General features: G+C 45.0%; 11 protein-coding genes and 1 tRNA gene. 6 read left to right on the top strand and 6 right to left on the bottom strand.

All coding sequences use genetic code 11. From position 1 onward, the window contains the following. Positions 1 to 329: 329 nt before the first annotated feature. Together ACN0W5_RS18535 and ACN0W5_RS18530 are read right to left on the bottom strand one after the other, a co-directional pair. Positions 330 to 406, bottom strand: a tRNA-Pro gene (locus tag ACN0W5_RS18535). A gap of 124 nt (positions 407 to 530) precedes the next feature. After that, positions 531 to 3326: an ATP-dependent DNA helicase gene (locus ACN0W5_RS18530; RefSeq protein ID WP_417455562.1), complete on the bottom strand. Its 2796-nt coding sequence runs from the start codon at positions 3324 to 3326 to the stop codon at positions 531 to 533. A 407-nt stretch (positions 3327 to 3733) separates the two neighbouring features. Between ACN0W5_RS18530 and ACN0W5_RS18525 the strand changes: the two genes are divergently transcribed. Further along, positions 3734 to 5317, top strand: coding sequence for a lysine--tRNA ligase (locus tag ACN0W5_RS18525; RefSeq protein ID WP_417455561.1), 1584 nt, complete (start codon positions 3734 to 3736; stop codon positions 5315 to 5317). A gap of 99 nt (positions 5318 to 5416) precedes the next feature. Here ACN0W5_RS18525 and ACN0W5_RS18520 read toward each other — a convergent pair whose 3' ends face one another. Both ACN0W5_RS18520 and ACN0W5_RS18515 read right to left on the bottom strand, forming a co-directional pair. Next, positions 5417 to 5845, bottom strand: a complete 429-nt coding sequence (locus tag ACN0W5_RS18520; protein WP_417455560.1) for a hypothetical protein — start codon at positions 5843 to 5845, stop codon at positions 5417 to 5419. Between the two features lie 162 nt (positions 5846 to 6007). Further along, on the bottom strand, positions 6008 to 6640 hold the full coding sequence (locus ACN0W5_RS18515; RefSeq protein WP_417455559.1) for a S24 family peptidase: 633 nt from the start codon (positions 6638 to 6640) through the stop codon (positions 6008 to 6010). Positions 6641 to 6980: 340 nt separating this feature from the next. Between ACN0W5_RS18515 and ACN0W5_RS18510 the strand changes: the two genes are divergently transcribed. After that, on the top strand, positions 6981 to 7550 hold the full coding sequence (locus ACN0W5_RS18510) for a pseudouridine synthase (protein ID WP_417455558.1): 570 nt from the start codon (positions 6981 to 6983) through the stop codon (positions 7548 to 7550). Between the two features lie 137 nt (positions 7551 to 7687). Here ACN0W5_RS18510 and ACN0W5_RS18505 read toward each other — a convergent pair whose 3' ends face one another. Next, the gene (locus tag ACN0W5_RS18505; protein WP_417455557.1) at positions 7688 to 7897 is read right to left on the bottom strand and encodes a hypothetical protein; all 210 of its coding nucleotides are present in this window, start codon (positions 7895 to 7897) and stop codon (positions 7688 to 7690) included. A 406-nt stretch (positions 7898 to 8303) separates the two neighbouring features. Here ACN0W5_RS18505 and ACN0W5_RS18500 point away from each other — a divergent pair, with 406 nt between their 5' ends. Further along, entirely contained in the window at positions 8304 to 8663 is a 360-nt protein-coding gene (locus tag ACN0W5_RS18500) for a DUF952 domain-containing protein (protein WP_417455556.1), read from the top strand. 108 nt (positions 8664 to 8771) lie between these two features. Beyond that, positions 8772 to 9836 carry a quinone-dependent dihydroorotate dehydrogenase gene (locus tag ACN0W5_RS18495; RefSeq protein WP_417455555.1) on the top strand — a complete coding sequence of 355 codons (1065 nt, stop codon included), beginning with the start codon at positions 8772 to 8774 and terminating at the stop codon, positions 9834 to 9836. Positions 9837 to 9846: 10 nt separating this feature from the next. On the opposite strand, the gene arsC is transcribed toward ACN0W5_RS18495, so the two are convergent. Then, positions 9847 to 10194, bottom strand: coding sequence for an arsenate reductase (glutaredoxin) (gene arsC, locus ACN0W5_RS18490; protein ID WP_417455554.1), 348 nt, complete (start codon positions 10192 to 10194; stop codon positions 9847 to 9849). Positions 10195 to 10327: 133 nt separating this feature from the next. Here arsC and ACN0W5_RS18485 point away from each other — a divergent pair, with 133 nt between their 5' ends. Together ACN0W5_RS18485 and ACN0W5_RS18480 are read left to right on the top strand one after the other, a co-directional pair. Next, a complete protein-coding gene (locus tag ACN0W5_RS18485) occupies positions 10328 to 11638 on the top strand; it encodes an EAL domain-containing protein (protein WP_417455553.1) in 1311 nt (436 codons plus the stop codon). Between the two features lie 104 nt (positions 11639 to 11742). After that, entirely contained in the window at positions 11743 to 12627 is an 885-nt protein-coding gene (locus ACN0W5_RS18480; protein ID WP_417455552.1) for a TIGR01459 family HAD-type hydrolase, read from the top strand. The last annotated feature ends 112 nt before the right edge of the window (positions 12628 to 12739 follow it).

Genomic DNA, 12739 nt, shown 5'->3' with positions numbered 1-12739 from the left:
TGGGCAGGGTGTTTTAGATCCTGTCCAAACCACAATTTGTTGCGGGTGTATGAAAGATCCGTTTTGCGAAAGTATACCTGTCACAGAGTATTGGGCGCAGAGTATTCGGCTTGTCGCAATGTTCGAATGAATTGATGGATAGCGTTATTCTGCTGTTCAATTAACGAATTTTGTTTCGTTATATTGCATTCAAATTCTCATGAATTTTTATTATTATAGAATTTTTAAAGCAAACATTTGCATATCGTGAGGAAGAGTTTGCCTGAAAAAGACAAAAGACCGCTCGAAGGCGGTCTTTGTGGTCAATTATTCCTTCTTTTTGGAATAATTGGTCGGGGAGAGAGGATTCGAACCTCCGACCCTCTGGTCCCAAACCAGATGCGCTACCAGGCTGCGCTACTCCCCGATCCGGAGTGAGGTTTATTCTTCCTCTTTTACTTTTGCAAGTAAAAAAAATAGAAATTTCCATACTGAACTAAAATGAAGGACTTGGTCTTAATCTTTATAGGCTGGGATATAAGGTTTTTGTCCTATTTAGAGGAAGTGTCAAAGAAGTCACGAACCTGGGAAACGGCGTCTGCCAATCCTGTTTTTTGTATTGAAACACCTTCGGGAAAGGCATTTTGGAGTCTCGTCGGCATCATCGGATCAAGAAGGACGAATATACCGCGATCATTTTCACGTCTGATGAGGCGACCATAGGCTTGTTTTAACTTTAGTCTTGTTTGGCTGTCATTATAACGATTACCGCCGAAATGTTCTTTGCGGGCACGGTGTTGAATTGTTGGCCTTGGCCAGGGAACGCGATCAAATACGATCAGTCGTAGGGAATCGCCGGGTACATCTACGCCGTCACGAACGGCATCGGTGCCCAACAAAGATGAATTTCTTTCTGCCCTAAATATATCGATGAGTGTTGAGGTGTCGAGGTTATCGACATGCTGGCTGTAGAGGGTCAAACCGGATCGATCGAGTTCGGGTCCCATTTTCTGGTGAACAGTCCTGAGGCGGGAAATGGCAGTAAAAAGTCCTAAGGCTCCTCCTTGTGAGGCCAAAAACAATTCTCGATAAGCTGCTGAAACCTGATCCATATCGTCTTTACGGACGTCATTGACGATAAATACCCGGGTTTGATTGACATAATCATAGGGGGACTTGAATCGGGCTCTTGTCGGAATGCCGGGAACGAAGGATGCACCGCTGCGCCGTTCTGCGCCGATCCAGTCGCCTTCTTCATTTCCACTCCCCTCGGTCAGGGTTGCTGATGTTATGACAGTACCATGCGCCTGAGATAACAAAGTATTCGCCAGCGGTTTAGTGGGATCAATCCAGTGTCTGTGCAGGCCGACATCCAAGTCTTTTCCTCCTGCGCGTTCGACAGAAAGCCAGTCGGTGAAATCTTCTGGAATTTCCTCTTCCAACGCAATGAGCATGGCGATCCATGCCTGCACCTGATTACTGCCACGTTGTTCCAGGCTTTTACAAGCAGCTTCAATTCGCCGTCTTGTATCACTGTCGAGTTCATCCGCCTCATTATCCAGACGTTGTTCCAGACGACGACGCAGGTTTTTAATTGGCTCCAGAAGTTCTTCGAGTGCAGAACGTAGTTCAACCGCAGATTCTATAAGGCCCGGAATTGCGGGCTTGGTTTCTGCTTCGAGACTATAGGGGGAGTTTTCATGGTCCGTACGAGCGTAAACCTGTTCTCTTAACCGGCAAAGGAAGGTTTCCATTGGCCCGTTTGGAAGGTTATCTTCCATGCGATTGACCCACCCGTCCCCGGTAAGATGTCTTGCAGCATGCACAGTCTCGGTAACCAGATCACGCGTTCTGTCATCTGTCGCGATCAAATCTTCGAGCCGCTTTTTCAGGCCGCGTGCTCTGCTTGCAGAACGAGTTGATCCTGTTTCTACCCCAGAAATCCAACGGCGGAGCTCCTGACTTTCCTGTGCTGTTAGATGTGCAGAAAAAGCACTGTCAGCAGCATCAAATAAGTGGTGCCCTTCGTCGAAAACATAATGACTGGGAAGAGAGCCTTCTTCGCGTCCGCCGCCCATGGCGGCTTGAATCATGACCAGTGCATGGTTTGCGACAACGATATTTGCGCGTTTGGCTTTGCGAATATTACGTTCAATATAACAACGGCTGTAGTGGGGGCAGCCAGAGTAAATACATTCGCCACGTCTGTCTGTTAGACCCAGAGTTCTGTTCTTCCCAACCAAGTCAGCCAACCAGCCGGGGAAGTCCCCCCCGACCATATCACCATTTCTGCTGCGTGATGCCCATCTGACCATCAAACCTATGGCAATGGCATCATGTGGTTTGGTCATAAGAGCCTGCGAGGCTTCTTCGAGATTTAGCAGGCAAAGATAGTTTTCGCGGCCTTTGCGTATGACGACGCGTTTTGATTTTTCACGCCGTTCCGGAAAAAGCCTGTTGAGTTCGCTATCTATTTGGGTTTGCAGGTTTCGGGTAAAAGTGGATATCCAGATCGGGGCGCCATTTTTTTCGGACCAAAGACTGGCTGGCGCAATGTACCCCAAGGTTTTACCAACACCAGTTCCGGCTTCTGCCAAGACAATATTAGGTTCGCCGGAAACGTCTCTTGGGGCGAAAGCGCTGGAAACTGCGGCGGAATAATCCACCTGTTGTGGACGAACTTCTGCATCGTCACCGAGTAACTCAGAGAGGCGGCGTCTTGCTTCTTCTGGCTTAACAGACTGATGTCTTGGTGGGTCTTCGGGCGCGTGATCACTCCATTCTTCAAGGCGTTCCCAAACACGCATCCCGCGTCCGGGCTTTAGGGCTGGAGAGTTCAGATTTTCTTCCTGCATAGCCGATAGTATTGCGGGGCCCCATAGCCAGCCAGCCATCATCATTGTTCGTGCAATATCTGCAGCATAGGGATCGTATTGCCTGCCTTTGGATGCTTGTTCACGCAAAAGAAGTTCTGATGTTTGATGCAGAATTAGGGCAGCTGCTTCAATTGATGTGGGCTCTGGGGCACCAATAAAGGCCGCGAGGCCCCGGGGCGTTGGTGTACAGGCGGCAGCCGGGCGCACAAAAGCGATCAGTTCAAGAACATCATACGATGGGAAGGGATCTATGCCCAGCCTTTGCGCGGTGGATTTTGCATGGCATACCATCGGTGGTTCAAGTGTGACACGGCGAGCAGCCTCAATATTTGGCAATCTTTCGATCTCGCCGTCTGGACTAATCCAGACAGAAAAACGTAATCCGGATAACAGCAAAGGAGCCTTGGGCATCATAATAGCGTCGGCTTGGCTGGTAATTGTTTGATTTGCTGTTGGGGGTTCCGGTGTCATGCTTTGAGTATCATATTTCTGATGTTGTTCCTCGTAGGATCTATGCTCTATCTAAATATTTTTACCAATTATATAAGTTTGGACGGCTGTCTTTGTCTTCTTATAAAAGCGGGCGTCGCTAATGGCTATTGAAAAAGAACAAGCGGCGAACATTTGTTGTAATTTATGAAATATCAGTCTCTATTTCGGCTCTTATAGTCGTTTAACTTAACTCTTGTCTGTATTGTTTCATTGTTCGTTTAGGCTATCGACACTTCACTCTTCACGCCTAGAACAAAAATTAAGTTAAACGACTATAGTTGACGCGAGGCTTTCCTGCGCCTAATTTCCCCATCTCTGGCCTGTTCTTGAATAGAGTCAGAATGACTTTCATTAAATTAACATTACACCCTTGAGGGATTGAAACGATGTCTAACCACCAGGAACTTGCTATGCAGGCAAAAGCATGGCCGTTTGAAGAAGCGCGCAAAGTATTGGCTCGTATCGGTGGAAAGACGCCCGAGAAGGGGTATGTTCTTTTTCAAACTGGCTATGGTCCATCAGGGCTGCCTCATATTGGAACTTTTGGTGAGGTTGCTCGCACGACGATGGTGCGTAATGCGTTTGAACAGCTGAGCGATATCCCAACCAAGCTTTTCTGTTTCTCTGATGATCTTGATGGTTTCCGCAAAGTACCGGATAATTTGCCCAACAAAGAAATGCTGTCGGCAAACATCGGGCAGCCACTTTCAAAGGTGCCTGATCCGTTTGGTGAGCACGAAAGCCTGGGGCACCATAATAATGCTCGTCTCAGACAGTTCCTGGACAGCTTCGGTTTTCAGTATGATTTCCTTTCTGCTACCGAGGTCTATCAGTCTGGTCAATTCGATAAGGCATTATTGGAAATTTTGGCTAACTACGACAAGATCATGGGGGTGATGCTGCCGACACTCGGGAAAGAGCGACAGGCAACCTATAGCCCCTTTATGCCTATTTGCCCTAAGACAGGGAAAGTCCTTCAGGTGCCTGTCGAGGAAACCAATGTCGATGCGGGAACGATCTCTTTCCGTGATGAAGGTGGCGATCTGATCGAAGTTCCCGTGACTGGCGGGTATTGTAAGCTTCAGTGGAAACCGGATTGGGCGATGCGTCAGTACGCGCTGGATGTTGACTATGAAATGTCAGGTAAAGACCTGATTGATTCAGTCAAGCTGGGCAAGAAAATACAAAAGGTTCTGGGATGCAAAGGACCCGAAACCTTTACTTACGAGCTTTTCCTAGACGAACAGGGACAAAAAATATCTAAATCCAAAGGAAACGGACTTTCCATGGAAGAGTGGTTGACCTATGCACCACAGGAAAGTCTAGCCTTGTTTATGTATAATAAGCCAAGAACGGCTAAGAAGTTATATTTTGATGTTATTCCTCGTACTGTTGATGATTACGTCACTTTCAAGGGGAAAGTTGGAGAGCAGGACGAAAGCAAACTTTTTGAGAACCCTGCGTGGCATATTCACACAGGAAATGTTCCTTCTGAGCAAACCTCGCTTTCTTTTGGTATCTTGCTAAATCTGGCGAGCGTTTGTAATGCGAATGATACTGATCGTCTTTGGGGCTTTATTAAGCAGTATGCACCAGAAGCGTCGCCAGAGACGACGCCGTTTCTTGATAAACTGGTCGGGTTTGCTGTTCGCTATTACCAGGATTTTGTGAAGCCAAAGCTTCAATATCGGGCGCCAGAAGGTAAAGAAATCAAAGCCCTTGAAGATTTACTAGCTGTCTTGAAAGGTTTGCCGTCTGATACAAGTGCGGAAGATATTCAAACAGAAGTTTATACCATTGGTAAAGATCATGAATTTGATAATCTGCGCGATTGGTTCAAATGTCTCTACGAGGTTTTGTTGGGCCAGTCTCAGGGGCCGCGTATGGGAACGTTTTTTGCTCTTTATGGCTTGAACGAGAGTATTAAGTTGATCGAAAGAGCCCTTGCTGGGGAAGATCTTTCAGCTTAAGGCCAGAAATAATTAAAGACGCAGAGAAAAATAAGCAGATTAAAAAAGAAAAACCCCGAATTAAAATTCGGGGTTTTTCTTTGGGGTCATTATTTAAAGTTACCCAGCTTTAATCTTAAAGCTTGCCGATAATTCTTCTGTGCATTTATTACAAGCCCAATCCGATCCTTTTGGTGGTGCGGGGTGATCTTTGTTGTTCAGCTTTTTGGAACCGCCAAAATCGTGAAAGTTTTTACACGTTTTTTGAAAACAGGCTTCAAGCGAGTTTGCGTAGCTGTATTTGAAGGCATTGATTTGGTTTTTGCCTGTTAATTTATCCATTAAACCGCCTTGTCCAACTCGCTTTTTCAGGCAGTGCAATAATGTTTCTTGGACAGTTTTTTCGGCATATCCAACGTACAATACTTCAAAGCTTCGATCTGAACCAAGATGTCCGAGCGCAAATGAGCCAGGCATGGGCTGGATTATTTCTTTGAGAATAGTCTTCTCTTCCAATTTTAGGGGACCATCCATGTCCAGTTTTGCCATGCGTCAGTGCCTCTTTAATTAAATCTAATTCTCGTTAATAGACGACAAACGCTTAAATCGTTTGTTACTTTAACATGACGCTAAAGCCTTTAAAAAGAGTAAAAATTATGATTTTCATTTGGTTGAAGTAAGTTGTGTGAAAGCACTTTTTGCAACCAGAATTTATTGACTGGCCCATAATATGCGAGCGATCCAGGTAATGTTCTGAGTCAAAATTGTCATATCTTGATGTGGGGCAGCTAAGCCTTTTAATTCAGCTTTTAGCGGACTGTTTCTGATAAGTTCTTTGATGAAAATTTCATAGTTGGTTGTCATAAGCGCAATGCGATCACCCCGTCTTAAGTCGGCATTGGGGGAGATGATCAATAGGTGCCCGTCACTGTAGACGGGTTCATAGTCATTGCCTGTAATTTCTAATCCAAAGGCATTTGTGTCGTCTATGCGGGCAAAAAGCGCTTCGTCCCAGGTGTCTCCCATCGGGTGGCCGTTATGGTCAAACTGCCCCAATGAAGATGCCTGAGTTAGATCTTGGACTGGGATCCTTTTTGCGAGTAAGCCAGCACTTTCTTCACCCACAAGATTAACAAATTCAGCGAGTGTTGAGTTGGTTGCGTCAAGAATTTTAGAAATGGACTCTGTACTTGGCCATCTGGGTTTATTCTTTTGGGTTATGCGCTTGCTTTTATTAAAAGTCGTTGGGTCCAGCCCTGCTTTCCGCGCCAAGCCAGAAGGGGATAGAGAGTTTTGTGCAGCTAAACTATCTATGGCGTGCCATATATCAGCATGTTTAAGCATTGTACGGTCACCTATTCAGTTGTTGTTATGCAACGTGACACCTGTACTCTTTGGGAATTATACCTCAATTTGATAAAAATTAGGATCAAAAACTTATTAAGAATGGCGAGCGTTTAGAATGGGGTGAGCTAAGTGGATGATTTAGAGTGCTTTCGTTGTAGTCGCGTAATTGAAACGTGACTGTAACTCCTTGTTGCAGTAGATAATTGTTATGATTCAAAGAAGAGAACGAAAAACTGTGGGCCAAAAAACTGGGAGCCAAAAAACTGGGAGACAGCATCAGCCCGAAAAATACGGTTTGAAAAACAAGAGGAAGGCGACTTCCCCAAGGGGGAAGAATATGGTTAAGCCATCTGTCTTGTTGTATGTTGCGCTATACAAGCCATACGATGTTTTGAGTCAGTTTACAGGTGAGGTAGGGCAGCGGACGCTTGGCGAGATAGATTTACCCCAGGGTGTTTATGCTGCGGGTCGTTTGGACAAAGACAGTGAAGGGTTGTTGTTGTTAAGCAACGATGGCCCGTTTATTGATCGTTTGATTCACCCTAAAAATGGACATCCGAGAAGCTATCTTGTTCAGGTGGAAAGAGTGCCAGATGACGATACTCTTGATCAGCTCAGAAAAGGTGTAACGATTAAAGGGTATCGCACGAAACCTTGCAAAGTAGAGCTTCTGAAGTCAGAACCGGAACTCCCGCCAAGGACGCCCCCGATAAGAGAGAGAAAGAATATTCCAACCGCTTGGTTACGGATTTCTCTGACGGAGGGGAAAAATCGTCAGGTAAGACGGATGACGGCTGCAGTCGGGTTCCCCACGTTACGTCTTGTCCGGGAATCTATTGGTAAATTGACACTGGGAAACCTGCTTCCGGGGGAATGGAAAATGGTTTCTACCGATGATATTTTGTAGAGCCATATACTTTATTCTTGTTGGGGGTGCTGTATTGAGAAAAAGAAATGGCGGGAAGTTACCTTCCCGCCATTAGGCTGTCTTTCACAGGCTGAAGACAGTCTTTAGCGACTTAGATGGTTGAGAACGTGAGGGGGTTACTGTTCTGTCTCAACCATTGATACGAAGAGTTGCCGAATATTTTCTTCGCCTAAGTCGTTCTGTGGCGATCCTACATTGAAGATCGCTGTTTTTGGAGAAGTCGGTATCATTGATTGATCCGATTGTCCCATGGCTGATACGGCGTCAAGAGCAGTTGCCAATGCTCTGCTGCCGATGGTGCTCGCTGTCATGTTTTGATGTGCCATGGTATTCTCCTTTATACTAGGTCGTCTAGCTCGCAATAGACTTCCTGAAAGGGTATATTGCAGGGAGTGTGCCAGTTTGTGTTGTATTTGTTACATGAATTAATTTTTTTAGTTAAGTTATTGATATTAAATTTAATAAATGATTATTAAAATGTTTTTGATGAGTGAGGGTTTCGCGAATATTTAAAAAAAATGAGCGTTTCTGCGGGGTAGAGGTGTTTTAGGTGGTGTTTCTTTTTATTCGCACAGCCTAAGATTGCTTTGAATCCCTTGGAAACTGCGGGGGTGAACTCGCGTCGAATGAAATTATAAGTTGTTACAATTAATCGCGTGTTGCATTTTGCGGTAACTTGACTTGATATTTTTTTGCAATATGCAACGCTATTTGCGAATTGAAAGGGGTAGTATGACGGAGCAGTTAATATATCACGTTTGTAAACGGGATGAATGGTGCCTTGCAAAAGAACAAGGGGGGTATTCAGGATCCTCACAAGACAAAGCTGATGGCTTTATACACTTTTCTGGACTAGACCAGGTTCATAGTTCAGTTGCTAAGCATCGTGCTGGGCAAGATGGGCTCATTTTATTGGAAGTCGATGTGCAGCTGCTTGGTGATGCTTTGAAGTGGGAACCATCAAGGGGCGGGGCTTTGTTCCCTCATCTATATGCTGATTTACCCTTGGCGGCGGTTGTGCGAACAGCTGATTTAAATTTGGATACGTACGGTAATCATCAATTTCCTGTTTGGTTACGTGAGCAATCATAATTTAATTTGGCAAATTCTGTACTTGTAGTTGCTTATGGGGTGGTGACTTGGGCATGCCTATGTTACTCCGCTCCAAATACAGCTTTGCTATGATCTCAGGAGATTTTTGTGAACAGCTTCGATATCGTTGGTCCATGTATTCGTCTTTTACCAGCAGAGACAGCGCATAATTTTACCTTATGGTGTCTCAAACACGGTCTGGCCCCATCACAAAAGCCACTTGATGATCCTATTCTTAAAACGTCTGTATGGGGGCTTCAATTTTCAAACCCCTTAGGGCTAGCAGCTGGTTTTGATAAGAACGTAGAAGCTGTAGAGCCGATGCTTGGGCAGGGCTTGGGGTTTACAGAAGTCGGATCTATTACCCCATTGGCACAGCCGGGAAACCCTAAGCCCAGAGTATTCCGCTTATCGGATGATAAAGCTGTTATAAATCGCATGGGGTTTAATAATGGGGGAATGGATGCTGCAAAAAAGAGATTGATTCAACTTCGCAAGAAAAAGCTTTCGGGATTACTGGGGGTTAATCTTGGTAAAAATAAAGCGACCGAAGTTGCCCTTGAAGATTATCAAAAAGGGGCACGAAAACTCGCAGGATATGCCGACTATATGGTAATCAATGTATCTTCGCCCAATACGCCTGGCTTGAGAGCGTTACAAGGTAGAGAAGAACTGGAGATACTGATTTCTGGTGTGCAGGATGTATTGGCTTCTACGCTTGGTAAGAAGGCTCCTCCGCTTGTCTTAAAGATTGCGCCTGATCTAACCGAGGAAGATAAGCAAGACATTGCTGCGGTCGCGTTGGATCTTGCGTTGGACGGTTTGACGGTTACAAACACAACAATAGAACGTCCTAAAAGCCTCAAAAGCAAACATTGTACAGAGATCGGTGGGTTGAGCGGGGCGCCGCTTTTTGAGTCATCGACAAATGTTTTGAGGGATATGTACCGATTAACAGAGGGAAAAATTCCATTAATCGGTGTTGGTGGTGTCGCCAATGGTGAACAGGCCTATGCTAAAATAAAAGCGGGCGCTTCGCTGGTACAGTTGTACTCTGCGCTGGTCTATGGTGGCCCGCCTCTTATCTCTCAGATTCTTAAAGAACTAATTGTTTTGCTGCGCCAAGATGGTTTTGCCTCTGTCGCTGAAGCCGTTGGCGCAGATCACAGATAGATTTTTTACCTTATAGAATTTCCAATACTGATTCTGGTGGCCTGCCAATTCTGGCACCCTTTGAGCTAATTACGATGGGGCGTTCGATAAGTATCGGGTGTTCTATCATGGTTTTGATTAAGTCTTGGTCTGTTAGGCTTTTGTCTGAAAGCGTAAGCTCTTTATAGATTTTTTCCCCTTTTCTTAACAGATCGCGCGGATTGAGTTTTAACTGTTCTAGAATGTTTGTGAGTTGATTTTCAGTGATTGCACCCTTTAGATATTCAATAATTGTTACCGTGTGTCCTTGCTCTTCAATTATTTTAAGGGTTTCGCGGGACTTGCTACAGCGGGGGTTGTGCAGAATTTTAACCGTCATATCAGTTAGGCCATCTATATAGTTGGAAAAGAGATCTGAAATCTGTCAGATTATTAGTCACTTGTTAAGGCTCTCTCAAGAACCTTGTGTCATTGATTACTCTATTCGTTATATCCAATTGAAATAAAGATTTATGCCGCTGCTACACCATTTGTTCTTTATCACAATCTATTGTGCCCTTGCCCTGATCGCTGCCCTTATGGGGCCCAGCTATATTCCTGACTTGCAAACAGGTGGGGCAATGTTACTTGGGTTATGGGTTTTTCTTTCGGGCGCCGTGTTGCATGAAATCATAACCCGACGGTCAAATGATGATGACGTTACTGCAAAACTGGAAACGCTCCATCATAATCAGGCTGTTTTGAGAGATCGTATCTCCTGGACCCGTCGAGAAATAAAAGGAATGGCAGAAGCCTTTGAGGCCGCAGGTCAGTCAAGCAAGTTAAGTGAAGAACAAAACATTATTAATGATGCTCTGTCCGAGGTAAACTTACTTAAAACGCTTATGCCCAGATTGACAGACCCTTTTCTCGGATTGTTCGATGATGAAGAAAGCTCTCAGTTTGGCGAGACCGAAAGTAAAGAACCTGCTCGCGAAAAGCAGCAGATTGTAAAAAGTGATTTTCTGGATGATTTCAGAAATGAAAGGTCTTTACGCTTTGGACGAAATGATAAGCAAGCTAAACAAGAGAAAGAGCAGGTTTCTGTTTTAAGTGATCTGAGTGAAACTGAAATTTTATCTATCGTGAGGCGTTCATTACGGGATGACCGGATTGATATGTTTCTACAGCCCGTTGTTGCTCTGCCCCAGCGAAAGAGAAAATTTTACGAGTGCTTTTCCCGTCTGCGTACAACGAACGGGCAGGTAATCGAGCCGGGACAATATGTTGCTGTTGCAACACGGGCGGGGCTGATCACCGCTATCGATAATATGCTTCTGTTCAGGTGTGTGCAGATTATTCGAAAGATTATCCGGTCAGGTGAAGATGTTTCGTTCTTTGTAAATTTGTCGTCCCATACCTTGAAGGATCAGGATTTCTTTGATGATTTTGTCGATTTCGTACGCGGAAATATTGAGATAGCGCCGCATTTGATTATCGAAGTCGCGCAAGATGAGTTTTTGGACTTAAAGGCCAGCGAGTTGTTGAGCCTGGAGCGATTGATGGGGCATGGTTGTAGACTGTCGCTCGATCGTATGAAAACACTGGATATGGACCTAAAAGCTTTGGCCGCCGGCCGTGTAAGATTCTTGAAGTTAGAGGGTTGGCTTTTTTCCCAGGATAAAAGCAAGACAAAGAAATTTTTAAATAACCTAAGAAGCCTTCCCATTGAGCTGGTTGTTGAAAAGATCGAAACCGAAGATGCTCTTGTTCAGGTTCTTGATCAGGACGTTGCCTATGGTCAGGGGTATCTTTTTGGAGAACCGCGACCTGCTAAACCATAAGGGAAGTTCTCTTTTCGAAAGTATGAGTAATGCTTTGCAAGTCAAGATGCTTGTGGCACAAGAAGTCTTGCTATTTCTAAAACATTTATTTGCAGGAACTTCCTATGTCATCTACGCCTCGAACGATCCCTTTTCTATCAGGGGTTTCCGAAGTCATCGATAATTATGATGGATTTGTTATCGATCTTTGGGGGGTGATGCATGATGGTTTAGAGGCTTTTCCTGAGGCCGTGAATGCGCTTCAGAAACTAAGAGAGGCTGGCAAAAGAGTTGTCATCCTGTCCAACGCACCCAGACGGGCTGAATCTGTAACCGTTCGGAATGAAGAACTGGGTATCGCCCGGGATCTTGCCGATGCTGTTCTTTCTTCGGGTGAGGTTACATGGCGCAACCTGAAAGAACGATCCCTGCCGTTTTATCAGAAGTTAGGTCAAAATGCTTTCTTGATTGGCCCTGAGAGAGATCTGGGGATGAAAGAAGGTTTGGATTTCACTTTTGTAGATAACATTGATAACGCTGATTTTATTATGCTGACCGGGATCTGGGATCCAGAAGATAAGGTTGAGCGGTATGATTTTCTATTAAAACCGGCGCTTGAAAGAAAATTACCTATGGTATGTGCCAATCCTGACCTGGAAGTCATTAGAGGCGGTAAGCGGGAACTGTGCGCTGGTTCTGTGGCTCATCATTACCAGGATATGGGTGGGGAAGTGCAATATCACGGTAAGCCTTATCAGGATATATACAAGGAATGCATGAAGCTTGTCGGCATTGAAGATGGATCACGTGTGCTTGCTGTCGGTGATTCGCTTCGTACTGATATTACAGGGGCGAATGCTGCTGGTATTCACGGCTTATTTATTGCGGGTGGGATTCATTCTGATGATCTTAATGGCCTGAACTCTCCAACTGATATGTTGAAACTTGTCGGTCTATGTAACCGTTATAACCAGTATCCGGTCGCGGCTATGCCTATCTTTAAATGGTAAAATCGTAAAAATTTTGTAGTTTAAAGCTTGGGTGGCTCTTGCCGAGATGATTAGGGGTCTTTGCTGAAATGTCACGATACTATCTCCTAATACTAACCTCGGCTTGATTAAG

Origin of the sequence: Kiloniella sp., assembly GCF_048270245.1 — a bacterium.
In the GTDB taxonomy this organism is placed as follows: domain Bacteria; phylum Pseudomonadota; class Alphaproteobacteria; order Kiloniellales; family Kiloniellaceae; genus Kiloniella.
This window is presented reverse-complemented; position numbering and strand designations above follow the sequence as displayed.

Bases quoted from the DNA above. Each gene is read 5' to 3' on its own strand.
- ACN0W5_RS18510 (WP_417455558.1), top strand. From the start codon at position 6,981: ATGGTTAAGCCATCTGTCTTGTTGTATGTTGCGCTATACAAGCCATAC.
- ACN0W5_RS18480 (WP_417455552.1), top strand. From the start codon at position 11,743: ATGTCATCTACGCCTCGAACGATCCCTTTTCTATCAGGGGTTTCCGAA.
- ACN0W5_RS18520 (WP_417455560.1), bottom strand. From the start codon at position 5,845: ATGGCAAAACTGGACATGGATGGTCCCCTAAAATTGGAAGAGAAGACT.
- arsC (WP_417455554.1), bottom strand. From the start codon at position 10,194: ATGACGGTTAAAATTCTGCACAACCCCCGCTGTAGCAAGTCCCGCGAA.
- ACN0W5_RS18505 (WP_417455557.1), bottom strand. From the start codon at position 7,897: ATGGCACATCAAAACATGACAGCGAGCACCATCGGCAGCAGAGCATTG.
- ACN0W5_RS18515 (WP_417455559.1), bottom strand. From the start codon at position 6,640: ATGCTTAAACATGCTGATATATGGCACGCCATAGATAGTTTAGCTGCA.
- ACN0W5_RS18500 (WP_417455556.1), top strand. From the start codon at position 8,304: ATGACGGAGCAGTTAATATATCACGTTTGTAAACGGGATGAATGGTGC.
- ACN0W5_RS18530 (WP_417455562.1), bottom strand. From the start codon at position 3,326: ATGACACCGGAACCCCCAACAGCAAATCAAACAATTACCAGCCAAGCC.
- ACN0W5_RS18525 (WP_417455561.1), top strand. From the start codon at position 3,734: ATGTCTAACCACCAGGAACTTGCTATGCAGGCAAAAGCATGGCCGTTT.
- ACN0W5_RS18485 (WP_417455553.1), top strand. From the start codon at position 10,328: ATGCCGCTGCTACACCATTTGTTCTTTATCACAATCTATTGTGCCCTT.